The sequence below is a fragment of the Terasakiella sp. genome, assembly GCF_048267425.1.
GTDB lineage: Bacteria > Pseudomonadota > Alphaproteobacteria > Rhodospirillales > Terasakiellaceae > Terasakiella.
The window spans coordinates 1-17,554 of sequence record NZ_JBLWXN010000022.1; the positions used below are offsets into that span (position 1 = coordinate 1).

Here is a 17,554-nt window from a genome sequence, read left to right on the forward strand (position 1 = left end):
CGCGGGGTGGAGCAGCCCGGTAGCTCGTCAGGCTCATAACCTGAAGGTCGTCAGTTCAAATCTGGCCCCCGCAACCAAAAACATAAAGTCTCGCCCAACGGGCGGGGCTTTTTGTTTTTTGATACGTGGGTGGCATATATGATCAGTAAGGAATAGCGCCAAGGCGCGCTATTCCGGAAGTTCGGCCGAAGGCAACGACGCAGCAAGCGTAGCGAGCGAGTACGATAAATCTGGCCCCCGCTCGACCTGATAAGAGCGATAAAATGACACCAAAACTATCTGCCCTGTTACCCGCCGAAATCTCCTTGGGTCATCAATAGGTAAACATCTATAAATCAGCTTATGAATGCTCGTGACGTTTATGGTACGATTTTATTTTCAAAATGTTCTGTAAAACTCTGTCACACTTTTATCTTCGCATCATTTTGATAAGACAGATATAATCGGTACCCATGAGTACTTCACAGCATATACTTGTCGTAGATGACAATAAAGAAATTCGAGATTTGGTCTCACGTTTTCTGACCAAAGATGGTTATCGTGTTTCAACAGCTGGTGACGGTCGGGAAATGAAGAAGATTATATCAGATGCCCGCATTGACTTGATCTTGTTGGACCTGATGTTGCCGGGTGATGACGGTTTGACCCTTTGTCGTGATATTAGGGCGGATTCCAATATTCCGATTATTATGTTGACCGCCAAAGGCGAAGAAATTGATCGGGTTATTGGTTTAGAAATGGGGGCAGATGATTATGTTCCCAAACCTTTTGGCACCCGCGAATTGCTTGCTCGTATCAAAGCTGTTTTGAGACGTTATCACGACGTCGGTATTCCCGCTGTATCTACTGATGCGCCCATCAATTATTTGTTTGATGACTGGAAGCTTGATACGTCAAAGAGAGAGCTTATTTCGATAGATAAAGTTGTGGTTCCCTTAAGTACAGGGGAGTTTACTTTGCTGATGGCCTTGGTGGAACGTCCACAACGAGTCCTTAACAGAGATCAGCTTCTGGATATTGCAAGGGGCAGAGCATCTGTCGCCTTTGATCGGAGCATTGATACACAAGTCAGCCGATTACGCCGTAAAATCGAAAAAGACCCCAAAGCTCCGGAACTCATTAAAACGGTTTGGGGTGGGGGCTATGTTTTCACGCCTGAAGTCACAAAAGAATGAGAAGATTCCTGCCTAAAACGCTGACGACACAAACCATTTGGGTGCTGCTGATTGGCCTCAGTGTTTCACACTTTTTGAGTATGGTGATTTATTCGGGGGATCGTACGGAATCACTTTCCATGCTTGGTGGACGCAACATGGCACAACGTATTGCCAGTGTTTCCCACGTCATTATTGAAACACCGCCTGAATGGCGAGGCCGCATTGTTGCGGCATTAAATGAACCAACGTTTCGGGTGTCTATAAGTCCTGAAAGCACATTGGTTAATGTGCAAAACGATGGTGAGCAGCTAACGCTGTTAAAACAATTCCTTCGTTTTAAAATTGGTTTACCGACCAATACGCCCTTGGCTGTACAATTATTTGAAACGCCACATGATGGTGGTTTTCTCGGGCAATTTCACCCCAATCAATGGATGCATATGCAAATGATGAGCGAAATGCACGGTATTTCTGCCCATCAATCCTTACGGGTATCTTTTACCTTACCTGATGGTAAGTGGTTAAATTTCGCAACCGATATTCCAGAAAGCAATCCGTTCTGGTCACCAACCTCCATCATGTCGCTTATTTCTATGGCTGTTGCTGTTATTGTTTTGTCGATTTGGGTTGTTCGACGGTTAACAGTTCCATTACGCACCTTTGCACAAGCGGCGAGAAGGTTGGGGAAGGATGTTAAAGCTGACCCGATGATCGTATCCGGGCCCCTGGAAGTGCAGGAAGCAGCCAGAGCCTTCAACGAAATGCAGGATCGTCTTCAGCGAATGATAGAAAACCGCACCCAAATGTTGGCTGCGATCTCTCATGATTTGCGCACGCCAATTACATTAATGCGCCTTCGCTCAGAATTAGTGGAGGATGAAACAGATCGTCAAAAGATGTTGGAAACTCTGGATGAAATGGAACATATGATTTCCCTGACCCTTGAGTTTGCAAAACAGGAAGCCGAAACGGAAGAACGCCGCAAAGTGGATATATCGGCCCTTGTTAGCAGCATTTGCGATGATCTGGAAGATGCAGGCAAGGAAGTGTTGTTTGACGATTGTGAGAAAATTCTGTTTGAATGCGCACCGGTCGGCATGAAACGCGTTGTTTCAAACCTGATTGAAAATGCTGTTAAATATGGAGAGGCTGCTCAAATCTCCGTCACGATGGATACTGACGCTCTGCAAATCATTGTTTGTGATAAAGGACCGGGTATTCCCGAGGATCAATTGAAGAAAGTTCTCCAGCCGTTTTATCGTTGCGAGGCATCACGTAACCGAGATACTGGAGGGGTAGGTCTTGGGTTGAGCATCGCGCAATCCATTGTGGAGGCCCATGGCGGAGAACTTATTCTGAGTAATCGAGAGGAAGGCGGGCTTGAGGCTAAGGTGATCCTTCCTCAATAATCGACCTTCCGGATTTTTTTGTTTCAGTCGCGCTTGCCCGCAGATTTCTTTTTAATCGGTTTGCCAAGATAGGTCGCGATCGCTTGGAGGTCTTCTTCGGTCATCTTGCCTGTGGTGTTGGTCACAACTTTTCCCATGGAACCGCCGAGGAAGTCACCTTTTGGTGTCATTCCCATTTGAAGGCTAAAAATGGTATCAGCATGACTCCAATTTGAGAACTCACTTCCATCTGAAATGAGTAGACTAGGTATTTTTTCACCTTCTGGGCTTTTTGGTTCCCCTGCCAGTAAATTATCCCTATCCAACCCACCGAGGAAATTGCGAGATGTATGGCATTCAACGCAATGACTGGGGCCGTTTACCAGATAGGCACCCCGGTTCCACATGGTGCTTTTTGAAGGATCTGGGCTAAAGGGGCTATCGTCAAAGAACAACTCTTTCCAGACGATCATGCCCTCACGAATATTGAAGGGGAAAGGAACATCGTGATTGGGTGTCGGCTCAGCTACTGCCTCAACGGTGTTGAGGTAAGCTTTTAAATCAATCAGGTCCTGTCTTTTCATTTTTGCATATGAGGTATAAGGAAAAGCAGGAAAGTAATGTGATCCGTCTGGGGCGACCCCTTGCGTCATGGCCTCAATGAATTGCTCAGTTGTCCATGCGCCAATGCCATATTTTTCATCAGATGTAATATTGGGAGTGTAGAATGTCCCGAATGGTGTGGGTAAGGCGACACCTCCCGCCAAATGTTGCCCTTTGTTTTTCTTATCCGTATGGCAGGAAACGCAGCCCCCGATATCCATCACATATTTCCCTCGTTTTATAGCGTCTTCGTCGTTGTTGTTGGCGATCGCACTTGAAGAGCTCATAAGGGCTAAGGCTAAAAAGCCTGATGCATAAGAATGTTTGGACATGGGGGCTCCTGGTTTTGTTGCTTAGTCTTTTTTAAGGCGGAAATCTGTATGGCAGGTGGAACAAATTTTTCCTGTTTTTGCAAATTGCATCATTACTGCGCGCTTATCACCAGAGGCAGCGACTTCAGCGAGTTTATTGGTTTCTGTTTCTAAACTTTTGCTCAACTGTGTAAAACGATCCCAATCCTCCCAGATAGCAGGCAGGGCTTCAGTCGGCTTATCCAATGAGCCTTTTGGGAACAGGTCGTTAACTTTGGTGGAATGCTCTGCTATGGATTTGGCAGATGATTCAATTGCAGCCGGGTCAAACTTGACTTCGCCTTTTACCATTGCTGCAACGGATTTCATGTTCTTGCCAATGGCGCTCATTAGATCCATACGCTCTTTAATAACGCCCATTGCCCCACCGTGGGCGAATACAACTGTTGTGGCTGAAACAGTTATGACAGCACTGAGAGTTAAAACTTTAGTTTTAAAAGATTTTTTTTTCATTTTAGGTCTTTCTATTTGAGGGATTACATTCCATGGGCTTTATAGCGAATACCATTCTGGCTTTGGACTTCACGAATAAAGTTAATGATATTTTCCATATCATATTGAGATACTTGAGGTTGAGCCGGCATGTTGCCGTAATTCCAGTGGTGGCTTGTGACGCCTGAAACAGCAGCACGATAAAAGGACTCATCACCGTGATGGCCAGGATTGTAAATATCGTGAATTAACGGTGGTCCTTGCTCAGAACCTGAACCGTTTTCACCATGGCAAGATTCACAATTCTTCGAAAATGTTCTTTTACCGTTTACCGCTTTTGCAGACAGTTTGGCGGGCATCTTGACATCTACGATGGCAGCATTACTTGAACCGGACATCATGTTATTGACGACAACACCGATACCACTCAAGAGCAGGCCGAAAATCAATATTTTAGGGATTTGTTGGGAAAAATTCATTTGTTTCTCTTTTTCTTACCGTATAGGGCTTAGTCTGTATGCGTTTCAGTAACAATAATCATCCGCTTCCTTTAATGCATGCAGCTCATATGTCGCGGTCCCTGACATGACAGACTATTGAAGTTCCAAAGGCTTTTCATATAGGCAACCAGATTTTCAGCATCTTCTCTTGTAAGATCCTGTTCTTTCCAAGCTATCATTCTTTCATTGCGTGGCGATCCATTCAAAATCGTCAATATCAACTGTTTATCTGAATGATGCCAAGCATGCATCGTATTGTTCAAAGAAGGAGCCAGTGGTAAACCGTTGTCATCAATGGCTGCGGGATCATCCGGGTTTTCACCAATGCCATTTTTTCCATGACAGGCAAGGCAGTTATCTTCGTAGAGTTGTTTACCTGCCTTTATACGTTTCGCAGAACTATATTGATGACCTTCAAAGCTGGCCCAGCTGTTACCGCTATCTTTACTGATCATCATGGCACCTGTATCTGACACACCGTAGATATGTTTGGGATTACGAGGGTCAATAGTGACGTTTAACAATGCGCGGTTCTGGAAAAATTTTGCCCCACGTTTCCACTTAAGGCTTTTTTCTGAAGAACTGATATATCCATAGTCATAGATAAATGCATGGATTTCCCCTTGCTTGGTCACTTCAAGGGAGACGACAGGTTTGTCTATTGGGCCAATATTTTTCCAGGTCTTGGCTCCGTCTTCACTTTTCAACAGACCATTGAATGTTCCTGCATAAACGGTCTGGGGATTTAGGGGGGAAACAGCAATTTCAAATATGCGTTCACCTTGGATCGGGCTGATCACTTGCCAAGTTTTACCGCCATCACGACTTGCCTGAATTGCTTCATCTACACCATAAAGAATACGTGGATTGATCGGACTGATGGTCATGGCATAAAAGGATGCTTTCCCTTTTGCGCCTTCACCGAGTTCCTGCCAATTGCGTCCGCCATCTTCTGTGCGAACAACGCCCATCTTTTCTGTCTTGCTGACATAGCCACTAGCAAACATGACATTTGGATTGTTTGGATGAGAAATCAGTTCCATAAAATAGCCGGGTGTTTTGTTTAATTTTTTGACTAGGCCGTTGTCACGTACCGTAAAGATGCCATGCGGTGTGGATACGGTGAATTTTTCTTGATCCTTTGGATTGAAAACGATCCCACTGACATCTTTCAGTTGATGAAGGTAAACATCTTGTTTCGGATTTTCTGCATAGACAGATGAAGCAATGAAAATGCCTACTGCCATGATTGATGCTATTTTGGCAAATGCCCTGTTATTCACGAGTTTTTTTCCCCACGTTCCTTTGGTTCAACATAATCGACCATGGTTTTGATACATTGGGGAACCTGTTCGATATCACAGCCAATTAGTTTGGCATATCCAAGTGTTTCGCTCATGGCCTCTCGCAGTTCCTCAAATGTTTTAATGACGATGGTACGTGCAATTGGTGAAATGCTTTACTTTGTGGAATTGCATTTTCAAATCACCTATCTCAGCGCCCTTTCGTGGAAGTTATTTTCACGAGAAGTCATGTCGTAAGTATGTCCGGAACACAGAAGAGCATGACAAAGTTTGACAATTGCCGGGTTTGACAAATTTTGTCACAAAATTCTCTTTTTACGGGTGTCGTGTTGGTTCATGGCATTGTTGTCTATTTTGATAAAGGCACTGATGGACCCGTGTACTGAAAATACCAAATCGTTGCTTGAGTTCTTTTATCGACAATGACTCTTCGGCAAGTTATCGCGCTTTGACAATTTCCTGAACGCGTCCCTACAAATCTTTCGATGCTGGATCAACAGCCTTTTCTTCATTTGTATTCTGGGGGAAGACATGTTCAGTTTGTCTTTCATTTTGGGTGATTAAAGGCAGAATATCTCGGTTAAATTGCTCAGAATTAATACTTCCCATATGCCGATATATGACCTGTCCGTTTGCGTTGATCACAAAAACTTCGGGGAGACCATAAACACCCCAGCTTGCAGCGACATCGCCATTTAGATCTGCGCCAATTTTTTTAAAAGGGTTACCATGTCTATCCAGCCAAAGGCGGACATCTTTGGGAGGATCTTTATAATTCAGACCATAAACTGGAATTTGTTGTTGTTGTGTTAGTTCTACAAGCACAGAATGGTTTTCCTGACATTCGTCACACCAAGATGCAAAAACGCTAATGAGTGAAATTTGGCCTGTAAAATCACCTGAATTCAAGCCGGACAGCTCCCCTTTAACAGGAGGAAGCGAAAAATCAGGAACGTTGGTTCCGATGGTTGAGGTGGTCTCTTTGGTGTTTAAGAAATTGTAACTGCCAAAGAGAACGACGATCAGAGCCAGAATGATCAAAACAGGTAGGTAGGTTACGACATATTTCTTATGTTTGATGTCTGCCTGTTTTGATACGTGGTGGTGAAGGTGAATGCTATGGTGGCTGCCCATGACAAACTCCTTTTGTAAAATTAAGAGGTGGTTTTAGGGATGCCGTGAGGGGTGGCGTTTTGTTGTTTGTTTTCTTTTTTGTCGTGCTCATGTGATCCATGACAGCTCTTGCCGGTCATTTTCATCATAAGGAAATGAACACCGATACAGGCGATTAACGGAGCTAATGCGGCCAAAGTACTTCCTTGTGCAATACCACTGGCAAACAGAAAATAAGCACCAACCATTGCAAGACAACAAATCAACATCATGCCCATGTGGGAACCAAAGAATGATTTGAGGTGTTTCATGTTAATCTCCGTTTTTAACAGGGGGAATGAAGGTAAAGGGAAATCACGAGAGGATCCTTTTTTCTCTCAGTTGATCAATTGCATTAAACATCAATTTCATTACGAGAGTTTGTCGAAGAGTAGGGTTGTCACAATTTGCAACAATTTTTTGTGTGATAGTTTCCTTCAATACATAAAAAACGAGCTGAGTAATCTCAGCTCGTTTTTATTCAAAATCTTGTCAATTTTACATCAATTGATTTTATAGTAGACTTTTTTGTCATCGTCATATGAATGATCTGCAGCCCATTCACTTTGTTCATGCGGCGCTTTTTGAACCATGTTGGTTCCATATTTAGGGTTGGGAACCTGAACAACCTTGAAATACGTTCCGTTATCATCAGGTGTATAACCAGGTTGTGGAGTGCTTGATGTTTTCGTTACGGTCATCATCTTGCTGTCAGGGTAATAGCCGGTATCTTCTTGCACGGTTTTTGTCCGTGTATATTGGTAGGGACCGTCATCATGCGAGAAACCGGGTTTCCATGTATTGGAATACTCGGTGACAGAACCGGCTTGGGCACCAAAAGAGATGGCTGTCGTTGCGAGAAGAGCGAGTGCAAAAAGTGAAGAGCGTTTCATAAGTTTTCCTCTTGTTAGGTTAGTATGTTTCGCTGAAGAGGAATATGGCGGACAGGCTTGTCAGTTGTTTGTCCTGATTGTGTCTTTTTGCAACAAAGACATCTTAAATTGAAACAAAATATTTCGATCTATCTATCTGACAAATAATAAACAAAAGAGGTGCTCGCTAAGCACCTCTTTTGATCATGTACAAAGAATGAAACGGCTTAATGAGCCATTTTAATCCCCATAATTTCATACATGCCGCTTTTGCCTTTACCTAAAGTAAAGTCTACTTTTTGACCAGCTTTGACGTTGCTAACATCAACACCTTCAGCAACTGTAAAATCCATTTTCATGGGAGGCCAGCCCAATTCTTTAATTTTTCCGTGAGCGATATTGATCTTGCCATCTTTAACGCCATTGACTGTGCCGGAGGCATGAATACCTTCCATTGTCATTTCATGGCCTTTCATTTCTTTTGTCATTTCATGGCCTTTCATTTCTTTCATAGTGTGCCCATCATCTGCCAACGCAGCAGTGCTTAGAAAGCCAATGCTTAAGGCAGCCAAAGCGATAGAGAGAAGTTTTTTCATTTAAGTTTTCCTTTTATGGAGTTGAATTAAGAGGTGATCAATCAAGAAGCCGCTTCTTGGGCTTCAAGTTTTTTGAACTGTTTTTCTGCCCGTTTCATCTGCGCGCGTTTCCACAACACAAACACAGCCGGGATGATGAGCAGAGCGAGGGCTGTGGCACTGATCATGCCGCCCACCATGGGGGCCGCGATGCGTCGCATGACTTCTGATCCTGTGCCGGTACCAAACATAATCGGGAGAAGCCCTGCAATAACGACAGAGAATGTCATCATAATGGGCCGGACACGTAATAACGCACCTTCAATGACCGACTTATCAAGGTCTTCCCGTGTGATCTGACGATCTGCGACACGATCCATTTGGCGGTCAAGAGCTTGGTTCAGGTAGACGAGCATCAATACTCCGATCTCGACCGCTACACCTGCCAAGGCAATAAAGCCCACACCGACAGCTACTGAAAAGTTGTATCCCAAAAGATAAAGAAGCCAGACACCTCCCACCAGAGCAAAGGGTAGTGTGCCCATGATGATGCCCACCTCAACCAGGTTTTTGAAATTGAGGAATAATAAGACAACGATAATGGCAATCGTCACAGGGACCACGATGGAAAGCTTCTGTTTGGCGCGTTCCATAAATTCATACTGACCTGACCAAGCAATAGAATACCCAGCAGGCAGCTTGATCTGATCGGCGACTGCCTGTTTTGCATCCACAACATAAGACCCGAGGTCTCGATCTGCAATATCGACATAGATCCAACCATTGAGACGGGCATTTTCTGAGCGGATCATACCCGGCCCACCGACCACTTTGACGTTCGCAACTTCTGCCAAGGGGATTTGTGCGCCACTTGGTGTTACAATTGGCAGGGTTTTAACCTGATCAACAGAATCACGCACATCACGTGGGTAACGTAAGTTGACAGGGTAGCGTTCACGGCCTTCCACCGTGCGTGTCACTGTCATTCCGCCGATAGCAGTTTTGACAACATCTTGAACATCTTGAATGTTCAGGCCGTAACGCGATGCCGCTGCACGATCAATATCGACGGTGACATATCGCCCACCTGTTACCCGTTCAGCATAAACAGAGGCTGTACCTTCGACATTCTTGATAACCTTTTCAATCTCTTCACTCACTTTGGCAATGACTTCAAGGTCAGGACCTGCAACTTTGATCCCGACGGGTGTTTTAATTCCTGTTGCCAGCATGTCGATCCGGTTTTTAATTGGCATGATCCAAGTATTGGTCAAGCTGGGTACATCGACGATTTGGTTTAGCTCTCGCTTCAAATCATCCGTCGTCAGACCTTCACGCCACTGGTCTTTCGGTTTTAGTTTGATCGTGGTTTCGATCATCGTGAGAGGGGCAGGGTCCGTCGCACTTTCTGCACGACCCGCTTTACCATAGACAGTTTCCACTTCTGGTATGGTCTTGATCAGCTTGTTTGTTTGCTGGACAACTTCATTGACCTTACCGACTGAAATGGCAGGGAATGCGCTGGGCATATAGAGCAAATCGCCTTCATCGAGTTCCGGCATAAATTCGCTGCCAAGATTTTTGAGAGGCCAGTAGGCACTTAAGGCCAAGGCCAGACAAACAACAATCAGCGTTTTTGGAAAACGAAGTGCGGTGTTGATAAAGGGGCGATACATGGCAATGAGTGCGCGATTGACCGGGTTTTTATGTTCATGCACCACATGACCCCGAATGAAGTATCCCATAAGGACAGGCACCAATGTGATCGACAAGATTGCTGCGGCTGCCATCGCATATGTTTTGGTAAATGCCAGTGGTGAAAATAAACGTCCTTCCTGTGCTTCTAGCGTGAAGACAGGTACAAAACTCAATGTAATGATCAAGAGAGAGAAAAATAAGGGAGCGCCAACTTCACTCGCTGCCTGTGAAATCACCCGCCAACGGTTCTCGTTATTAAGCTCGGTTTTCTCCATATGTTTGTGGACATTTTCGATCATCACAATGGCTGCATCCACCATAGCCCCAATGGCAATGGCAATGCCACCTAATGACATGATATTGGCATTAATCCCTTGCTGTCCCATAATGATGAAGGCAGCAATGATCCCCACGGGCAAACTTGCCACAATTACGAGGGCAGAGCGCACATGGAAGAGGAAGATCGCACAAACGAGGGCAACAACAATAAATTCCTCAATCAGTTTCTCTTGCAATGTTTCAACAGCACGTTCAATCAGGTTGGAACGGTCATAGGTTTCAACAATTTCCACCCCTTCCGGTAAACCTTTTTTAAGTTCTTCAATTTTGGCTTTTGCAGCTTCAATTGTGGTTAGGGCATTTTCCCCCCAACGCATGATGATAACGCCGCCGACAGCTTCGCCTTCACCGTTTAATTCCCCGATACCGCGACGTAGTTGTGGGCCAACACGGACATCTGCCACATCTCCCATTGTGATAGGGGTGCCGGTAGAAGTTGCTCCTAATGGAATTGATCGTAAATCTTCTTCAGATTGAATATAACCCGTTGCGCGGACCATATATTCAGCTTCTGCCATTTCGATGACAGAGCCACCGACTTCCTTGTTGCCATTTTGAATGGCCATGCGAACTTTGGCTAAGGGGATGTTGAAAGCGCGCAGTTTATCTGGATCAACGATAACCTGATATTGCTTCACCATCCCACCGATTGTCGCAACTTCAGAGACACCGGGGACAGTTTGAAGTTCGTATTTCAAAAACCAGTCTTGAATGGAGCGTAGTTGAGACAGGTCATGTTTACCGGTTTTATCAATCAGGGCGTATTGATAAACCCATCCCACACCCGTTGCATCCGGCCCCAAAGCCGCACGTGCTTCCGGTGGAAGGTTGGGCGCAACCTGACTGAGATATTCCAGCACCCGTGAACGAGCCCAGTAAAGATCTGTTCCATCCTCAAAAATTACATAAACATATGAATCACCGAAGAAGGAATAACCGCGGACATTTGTCGCACCGGGAACAGACAGCATAGCGGTTGTTAAGGGATAGGTGACCTGATCTTCCACAACTTGGGGGGCCTGACCGGGGTAACTGGTCTTGATGATCACTTGAACGTCGGAAAGATCCGGGATGGCATCCAGCGGTGTTTTCATCACCGTATAGGAACCCCAGCCAACAAATAGAAGTGTCAGTAAGATAACGATCAATCTGTTATTCACTGACCATTGAATAATATTGGAAATCATTGGGCGTGACCCTTTTCCAGTATTTCAACACTGCCCAGACCAAACATACCTTCGCCATCCTTGGCTAAGCCAAAGCGGATTTTGTACCCGGCTTTGAGGGCTGAAATATCAAAGTCTCCCAATTTGGTGAAATCCATTTCCATTTCCGGCCATCCAATTTCGGGAATGGGGGCGTGCTTCATATTGATGGTGCCACGATCAACAGAAACCGAATTGATCACACCTTCGCCATAGGCTTCAATTTTTGGGCTAGTCAGAGCCATGATTTTGGCAATACCCCACATACCTTCGGCATCTTGGGCTAATGTGATATGGACAGAATCATTTTCCTTAAGGCCATCCAACGATGCATTTTGCAGAAGTGTGAAGTCCATGGTCATCGCAGGCCATCCGATTGCGGGGATAGGCTCATGTGTCAGGTTGACCATACCGTGATCGGGCATAAGGGAATTGATTCTAGCCATTGTCGTTGGTGCAGCGGTTTCACCACTTTCTTCTTTTGCGTCTGTATCAGATAATCGTTGAATACTGGCGGAAAGACTGGCTTCTGAATCGATCAGGAATTGACCAGATGTTACCACCTTGTCATTTTCTGAAATGCCTTTGACGATTTCAATGCGCTGGTTGGCTTCAATGCCGCTGATAACTTCGACAGACTTGAAGCGGCCTTCTCCCAAGGCCAAGATCAAACGATCATGCTTGCCAGAACGGATAACAGCTTCACGTGGTACGGTAAGAACGCCATCTTTCCCCACACCGGAGATGCTGACTTTGGCATACATGTTTGGCTTCAATTCTTCATCCGGATTGTCGAATTTGAGACGTACTTTTAATGTACGGGCCTTGGCATCAAGCGTTGGGTAGATATATTCCACCCGACCTTTCCAATGTTTGCCCGGCGCATAAGACAGGCTCATAGAGGCTTCTTGTCCAACTTTTACAGCTTGGGCCTGATCTTCAAATACATCGGCGAGCAACCAGACGGATGACAGGTCAGCCAGCGTGAAAGTGCTTTGTTTTTGTGTGATGTACATACCATCACGTACATTCATGGCGGATACAACACCATCTTGTGGCGCGCGGATTTGGACTAAACGCTGGATTTTTCGTGTTTTCTTCAACTGGTCAATTTGATCTCGATTGAAATCAAGCGCACGTAAGCGCTCTGCTGAAGCAGAAATTAACCCTGTACGCCCTGTTTGTAAGGCTTGAAGAAACTCTGCCTGCGCGTTTGCAAGATCGGGGGAATAATATTCAAACAGCAATTGACCACGCTTTACCCGTTCCCCAACAGATTTAACGCCAAGATGTTCAATCCAGCCATCTGAACGCACATGGACCTGTTTAATCTTGCTTTCATCATAATCCAGATACCCCACTGTCTCAATATTCTGAGATAAGTCCAAACGTTCGACAGATGCCGTTCTGACACCAATGTTATTAACGACGGAAGGTTTGATCTTAATCGCGTTGCTATCGTCGTCGTTGTTTTCAGCTCCCTCATAGACAGGGATTAAGTCCATACCCATGGGGGATTTACCGGGCTTTTCGCTACGGAAGTTAGGGTCCATGGGGGCAACCCAATAGAGGATTTTCTTTTCCGCGCTGGCGCTACTTCCCATGCTACCTACTGAGCTATTTAAAATACCGGATTGCTGGAGGCCATACATACCGATTGCGCCCAATATTCCAGCGGATAGGGCAATCACAACTGTTTTCGAACTCACAGCGTTTCTCCTTGAAGGTATTGAAGGCGAGCAAGCGACTTTGAACTGTCTATTTGAAGACGCAGATGTTTAAGGCGGGCTTCCAGTTCAGCAACACGGGCGCGAACCAGTTCATCAAAATCGGATGCTTCATATTGATAGGCCGTAATCGCAGCCGACACATTGTCTTGGGCGCGTTTAAGAATTTGTGTTTCAAAGTTTTCAAGACGTTCTTGTGTGCGGGTATAATTTGCGATTTCAGACCGATATTCTTGCGTTAATTCCCGTAATTGCTCATTTGCACGAAGGCGTGCGGCAGCTGCTTGATGTTTGCTCGCGCTGAGTTTTCGGTCTTGGCGTTTCTCGGTAAAGAGGGGAATGCTCATTGTCAGTTTAAAGCTTACGAGGTCAGCACGTTCCTGTCCCATGGGTGTATCTTGTCTGTATCCATATGATGCACCGACACCGAATTTTGGTGCATAGTCAGCTTCTGCAAGTTTGACACGCTCTTTGGATGCCTCTTCTTGCTCATTGAACATTTTCAGAGAGGGGTGCTGTGTAAGTGCATCCAAGAAAGCTATTTCATTTAAGGGGAGATCCAATACAGGTAGGTCGTCAGGTAACGTTCTGGCATTTGCATTTTCACCAATCCATTTGCTGATGTTTGCTTTGGTAACATCAAGGTTTTTAAGAGCATCTAAGGATCGATCATCAAGAAGACTAGAAGCAAGTTCAGCTGCGAGAACTCTTTGCGCACTGATACGGCCCGAACTGTAACTTGCCTGCACAGACTTGATGTCATCTTCAACCAAATCTCTGTAATCTTCTAGAATCAGTAAAGCTTTTTTCCAATATAGGGCTTCTAGGTAAGATAGGCGTACAGCCTTAAGGGAAAGGAGTTTCCTTGTTGTCTCATTTGCTTGATCTACACGAGAAAGGGCTGATGCGATTTCAGATTTGGCATCAAGCGCACTGAAATTTGGGATTTGTTGTGTGATGCCGACCTGAAACTGGGTCATGGCTTCCTGGTCGGTATTAAAGGTATCAGTGGGCAGATTTAAGGCCCCAAGACTGATCATAGGGTCGGGAAGTTGTCCTTCTGCAATAGCAAGCTCTTCTTGAGCTTTTGAATTGCTCTGAAATTGCTTTGATAAGGGGTCCGCTGCCAGAGTAAGGTTTTCCGCTTCTGAGAGACTGAGCTCCTGAGCGAAAACGACGGTACTAAAAAGGGACAACGTAAGAAAGCTCACGCTTAAGGTACGTAATTTTCTCATTTGTACGCACCCTTTTGAAATCTATAGCCGACCGACATTCTTTATCCTTTCATTCATCATTGTTTGGCAGTGCAAAATTTTAGTTGAGATGAATGTGAAGAAAAAATGTGACTAATGTTTTTCAATGACTAGGGTAGTTTGTGCCAAATTGTGACAAACTTTGACCAAATCCTGCAAGCCAGTTTCTCCCTTCTAAAGCCGCACAAAAAAAGAAGCCCACAATCCTGTAGGCTTCTTCACTGTTAACCTTATTTATCGCCTGAAGGATTATTCAGACATATGAGGTGCAGAGTTCATCATATAGCCACCGCCATAATTCCCACCACAGGGCATATCTGCAAATGTTGGGGTAGATTTGAAAATTTCAGCTTGTTCTGCTGTCAAGACTTTCAAGAGGGCAGCTTCAGCTGTTTCAAGGGCCTTTGCATCTTCGCTGTGGGCATCCCACATGCTTTTCATATAATTCTGACGATCTTCGAAGCTCATTTCATGCATGGTTTGTGGATCCATACTTTCATGTTGGGTTTCAAAGTTTTCTTCTGTGGTTTTTAACGTATTGATATAAGCTGTCCATGCAGGAATTTGCTCATCTGTGAGTTTGAGCTTTGTTTTCAGCTCGTCAGTCGTAAGCGGTTTGACCTGCATATATTGGCTCATATGGCCATAGCCGCCTCCCATCATCATGCCCATCATACCGCCGCCCATCCGTTGCCCATTTTGTGGACCATGTGCAAAAGCGCTGTAAGAAGCTACGGCGACAATAGCAAGTGCTGCTACGGACGAAATCAAAAAAGTGCGTTTCATTTTAACTTCCCCTATTTTGAAATGATAGAGCCCTAAGCTCCTTATATTCTTAATATTATAATACGGTAATGTAACGAGCATGTGTCTGAAAACATTAAAGTTGTGACAAAGTTTGTCATTTCCCTTTTTTGTGTTCTATTGAGACTTTTCTTGTTCGCTCACCTTGGTCTGGAACTCCAACTGTTTCTCTTTCCAGGACGTTTTGATATAGGCAAGGGCTGCCCAGATTTTTTCATCTGATAAGCTTTTTGAGAAAGGCTGCATGGCGCTTTTAAAATCTTTTCCGGCAATCGCCTGACCGCCTTCCTTAACGTATTTGAATAAGAGCTGATCGCCATGGTGCCATGTATGACCATCGCCATTATGAGGAGGGGCATATAGGGTCCCATCTTCTTTTGTGCGCTTCCAATCCGGGTCTTCCCCTTCAAAGTTTACCCCATGACAGGAGGCACAATTTTGATCATACACCTGTTTGCCAAGCGCGACTTGATGGGTGTTTTTAGGATCAGCTCCACCGACTGCACCTGCGAACTGGAAATAACTAAACGTTGCCACACCGACGCTAAATAGGGCCGCAATAGAAACTGCGAGAGCATTTTTATTCATATCTTTTCTTATCCAATCTGGAGAATATTATTTGCTTTGACAGTGTAGGGCGGGACAGCAAGGTTGCGCGGCGCAGGTCCTTTCCTGATTCGCCCTGATTGATCATAATGGGAACCATGGCAAAGACAAAACCACCCTCCCCAGTCACCTCTTGGGTCTCCCTCTTTTTGCCCCATCGGGATGCATCCCAAGTGAGTGCAAACCCCAATGGCAACAAGCCATTGCGCTTTTTGTACACGGTCTTCATCTGTTTGAGGATCACGTAAATCCTCAGTTTTTTCAGAACGAATTTTCTGCACGGTGTTTTCACTTCTGTACTCAATGAAAACAGGTTTTCCCCGCCAAACCACTGTAATACGCTGGCCCTCTTCAATAGGAGAAATATCAACCTCAGTCGTTGCCAAAGCGGCAACATCTTTAGCAGGCATCGTGGAGTCAATGAACGGCCAAAGGGCAAGGCCGTACCAGAAAGACCAACCGCGGTTGTACCCAGCAACAAAATATCCCGACGCTTAGGCTGTGAAACTATTGTGCTCACATGACTATCTCCTTCTGACTTTCTACTGACGGCTTTTTAAAGATAGCGTAGACGATCAAGCCAACTCCGATCACAATCATAGGAGCGGAAAGCCACTGCCCCATAGTGGAACCTCCCGCTAAAAAGCCAATTTGAACGTCCGGTTGGCGAAATAATTCAACAAATGAGCGTGCTAAGCCGTAGCCGATCAAAAATATCCCGGTTGACAACCCTCGACGTTCCCGCACAGCGGAAAATCGCACCAGAATATTTAGAATGGCAAAAAGCAATAGACCTTCCAGCGCGGCCTCATAGCGTTGGCTCGGATGTCTGGGGGCTTCTTCCCCGTTCGGAAAAACCACACCCCAGGCAACATCCGTAACACGACCGTAAAGTTCACCATTGATAAAGTTTGCGACCCGACCAAACAACAAGCCAATAGGCGCTGCGGTTGCCACCAAATCTGCAAGAAGCATAACTTCAATCTTTTTCTTACGGGCGTATAGGTAGGTCGCAACGACCACACCCAAAAAGCCAGCATGAAAGGACATGCCACCCTTCCACACTTGTAAGATTGCCATTGGATTGCTGGCGTAATAATCCAGATTATAGAACAGAACGTAACCGCCCCGACCACCGATGATGACACCGACAATAGCCCAGAACAGGAAACCATCCACGTTCTCTGATGTAATGGCATGCTTGAAACGACCACACATGCATTTAATGTAGGCCCAGCCCAACATCAAACCGGCAATATAGGCAAGCGCATACCAGCGAATGGCAAAGGGTCCAATTTGAATAAGGGCAGGATCAATATCAGGAAAAGACATCTTTGCTCTCCTCCTTAAGTGCTTACCAGCAACTTGCCTCGATACATGCCCATTTGACAGGTGAATTCAAACTCTCCGGTCTGGCTTGGTGTAAAATCAATGTTGATTTCTTTGCCTTCAGGGAGCTTTTCACTTTTTTCAAAATCAGGCAAAACGACCATTTCAGAACAGGAGGCATTTTCTTCGCGTCTAAAAGTCAATCGAACAGGGATGCCTTTTTTGACCGAAATGGTGTC

19 protein-coding genes and 1 tRNA gene are annotated in these 17,554 nt (G+C 45.2%); 4 read left to right on the forward strand and 16 right to left on the reverse strand.

The window, feature by feature from the left end; translation table 11 throughout:
• The 3 genes from ACN0VA_RS17560 (at position 1) to ACN0VA_RS17570 (ending at position 2,566) form a co-directional block, all read left to right on the forward strand.
• A tRNA-Met gene (locus ACN0VA_RS17560) sits at positions 1–77 on the forward strand.
• Positions 78–452: 375 nt separating this feature from the next.
• A complete protein-coding gene (locus ACN0VA_RS17565; RefSeq protein ID WP_417822422.1) occupies positions 453–1,175 on the forward strand; it encodes a response regulator in 723 nt (240 codons plus the stop codon).
• Entirely contained in the window at positions 1,172–2,566 is a 1,395-nt protein-coding gene (locus ACN0VA_RS17570) for an ATP-binding protein (protein ID WP_188665316.1), read from the forward strand. Before ACN0VA_RS17565 ends, ACN0VA_RS17570 begins: the two co-directional genes overlap by 4 nt.
• 23 nt (positions 2,567–2,589) lie before the next feature.
• On the opposite strand, the gene ACN0VA_RS17575 is transcribed toward ACN0VA_RS17570, so the two are convergent.
• From ACN0VA_RS17575 to ACN0VA_RS17590, 4 genes are all read right to left on the reverse strand, one after another.
• Positions 2,590–3,480: a c-type cytochrome gene (locus ACN0VA_RS17575; RefSeq protein ID WP_417822423.1), complete on the reverse strand. Its 891-nt coding sequence runs from the start codon at positions 3,478–3,480 to the stop codon at positions 2,590–2,592.
• A 21-nt stretch (positions 3,481–3,501) separates the two neighbouring features.
• Positions 3,502–3,972: a c-type cytochrome gene (locus ACN0VA_RS17580; RefSeq protein WP_188665324.1), complete on the reverse strand. Its 471-nt coding sequence runs from the start codon at positions 3,970–3,972 to the stop codon at positions 3,502–3,504.
• A 23-nt stretch (positions 3,973–3,995) separates the two neighbouring features.
• Complete coding sequence (locus ACN0VA_RS17585; protein ID WP_188665326.1) at positions 3,996–4,430, reverse strand: cytochrome c; 435 nt, start codon at positions 4,428–4,430, stop codon at positions 3,996–3,998.
• Between the two features lie 71 nt (positions 4,431–4,501).
• Positions 4,502–5,698 carry a c-type cytochrome gene (locus ACN0VA_RS17590; protein ID WP_417822424.1) on the reverse strand — a complete coding sequence of 399 codons (1,197 nt, stop codon included), beginning with the start codon at positions 5,696–5,698 and terminating at the stop codon, positions 4,502–4,504.
• 150 nt (positions 5,699–5,848) lie between these two features.
• Between ACN0VA_RS17590 and ACN0VA_RS17595 the strand changes: the two genes are divergently transcribed.
• Positions 5,849–5,992: a hypothetical protein gene (locus ACN0VA_RS17595; protein ID WP_188665332.1), complete on the forward strand. Its 144-nt coding sequence runs from the start codon at positions 5,849–5,851 to the stop codon at positions 5,990–5,992.
• A gap of 234 nt (positions 5,993–6,226) precedes the next feature.
• Here ACN0VA_RS17595 and ACN0VA_RS17600 read toward each other — a convergent pair whose 3' ends face one another.
• The 12 genes from ACN0VA_RS17600 to ACN0VA_RS17655 form a co-directional block, all read right to left on the reverse strand.
• On the reverse strand, positions 6,227–6,889 hold the full coding sequence (locus ACN0VA_RS17600) for a DsbE family thiol:disulfide interchange protein (protein ID WP_188665335.1): 663 nt from the start codon (positions 6,887–6,889) through the stop codon (positions 6,227–6,229).
• A 20-nt stretch (positions 6,890–6,909) separates the two neighbouring features.
• A complete protein-coding gene (locus ACN0VA_RS17605; protein ID WP_188665338.1) occupies positions 6,910–7,179 on the reverse strand; it encodes a hypothetical protein in 270 nt (89 codons plus the stop codon).
• 231 nt (positions 7,180–7,410) lie between these two features.
• The gene (locus ACN0VA_RS17610) at positions 7,411–7,800 is read right to left on the reverse strand and encodes a hypothetical protein (protein WP_188665341.1); all 390 of its coding nucleotides are present in this window, start codon (positions 7,798–7,800) and stop codon (positions 7,411–7,413) included.
• A 206-nt stretch (positions 7,801–8,006) separates the two neighbouring features.
• Complete coding sequence (locus ACN0VA_RS17615) at positions 8,007–8,375, reverse strand: copper-binding protein (protein WP_417822425.1); 369 nt, start codon at positions 8,373–8,375, stop codon at positions 8,007–8,009.
• 41 nt (positions 8,376–8,416) lie between these two features.
• On the reverse strand, positions 8,417–11,578 hold the full coding sequence (locus ACN0VA_RS17620) for an efflux RND transporter permease subunit (RefSeq protein ID WP_417822426.1): 3,162 nt from the start codon (positions 11,576–11,578) through the stop codon (positions 8,417–8,419).
• On the reverse strand, positions 11,575–13,305 hold the full coding sequence (locus tag ACN0VA_RS17625) for an efflux RND transporter periplasmic adaptor subunit (protein WP_417822427.1): 1,731 nt from the start codon (positions 13,303–13,305) through the stop codon (positions 11,575–11,577). The genes ACN0VA_RS17620 and ACN0VA_RS17625 overlap by 4 nt, the downstream gene beginning before the upstream one ends.
• Positions 13,302–14,558: a TolC family protein gene (locus ACN0VA_RS17630; protein WP_417822428.1), complete on the reverse strand. Its 1,257-nt coding sequence runs from the start codon at positions 14,556–14,558 to the stop codon at positions 13,302–13,304. Before ACN0VA_RS17630 ends, ACN0VA_RS17625 begins: the two co-directional genes overlap by 4 nt.
• 267 nt (positions 14,559–14,825) lie before the next feature.
• Entirely contained in the window at positions 14,826–15,362 is a 537-nt protein-coding gene (locus ACN0VA_RS17635; protein ID WP_188665356.1) for a Spy/CpxP family protein refolding chaperone, read from the reverse strand.
• A 135-nt stretch (positions 15,363–15,497) separates the two neighbouring features.
• Positions 15,498–15,968, reverse strand: coding sequence for a c-type cytochrome (locus tag ACN0VA_RS17640; protein WP_417822429.1), 471 nt, complete (start codon positions 15,966–15,968; stop codon positions 15,498–15,500).
• 8 nt (positions 15,969–15,976) lie between these two features.
• Positions 15,977–16,396, reverse strand: coding sequence for a ubiquinol-cytochrome c reductase iron-sulfur subunit (gene petA / locus ACN0VA_RS17645; RefSeq protein WP_417822430.1), 420 nt, complete (start codon positions 16,394–16,396; stop codon positions 15,977–15,979).
• 106 nt (positions 16,397–16,502) lie between these two features.
• A complete protein-coding gene (gene lgt, locus ACN0VA_RS17650) occupies positions 16,503–17,318 on the reverse strand; it encodes a prolipoprotein diacylglyceryl transferase (RefSeq protein ID WP_417822431.1) in 816 nt (271 codons plus the stop codon).
• A gap of 14 nt (positions 17,319–17,332) precedes the next feature.
• Positions 17,333–17,554 (reverse strand): cupredoxin domain-containing protein (locus ACN0VA_RS17655; protein WP_417822432.1); only part of this gene is annotated, 222 nt, incomplete at its 5' end.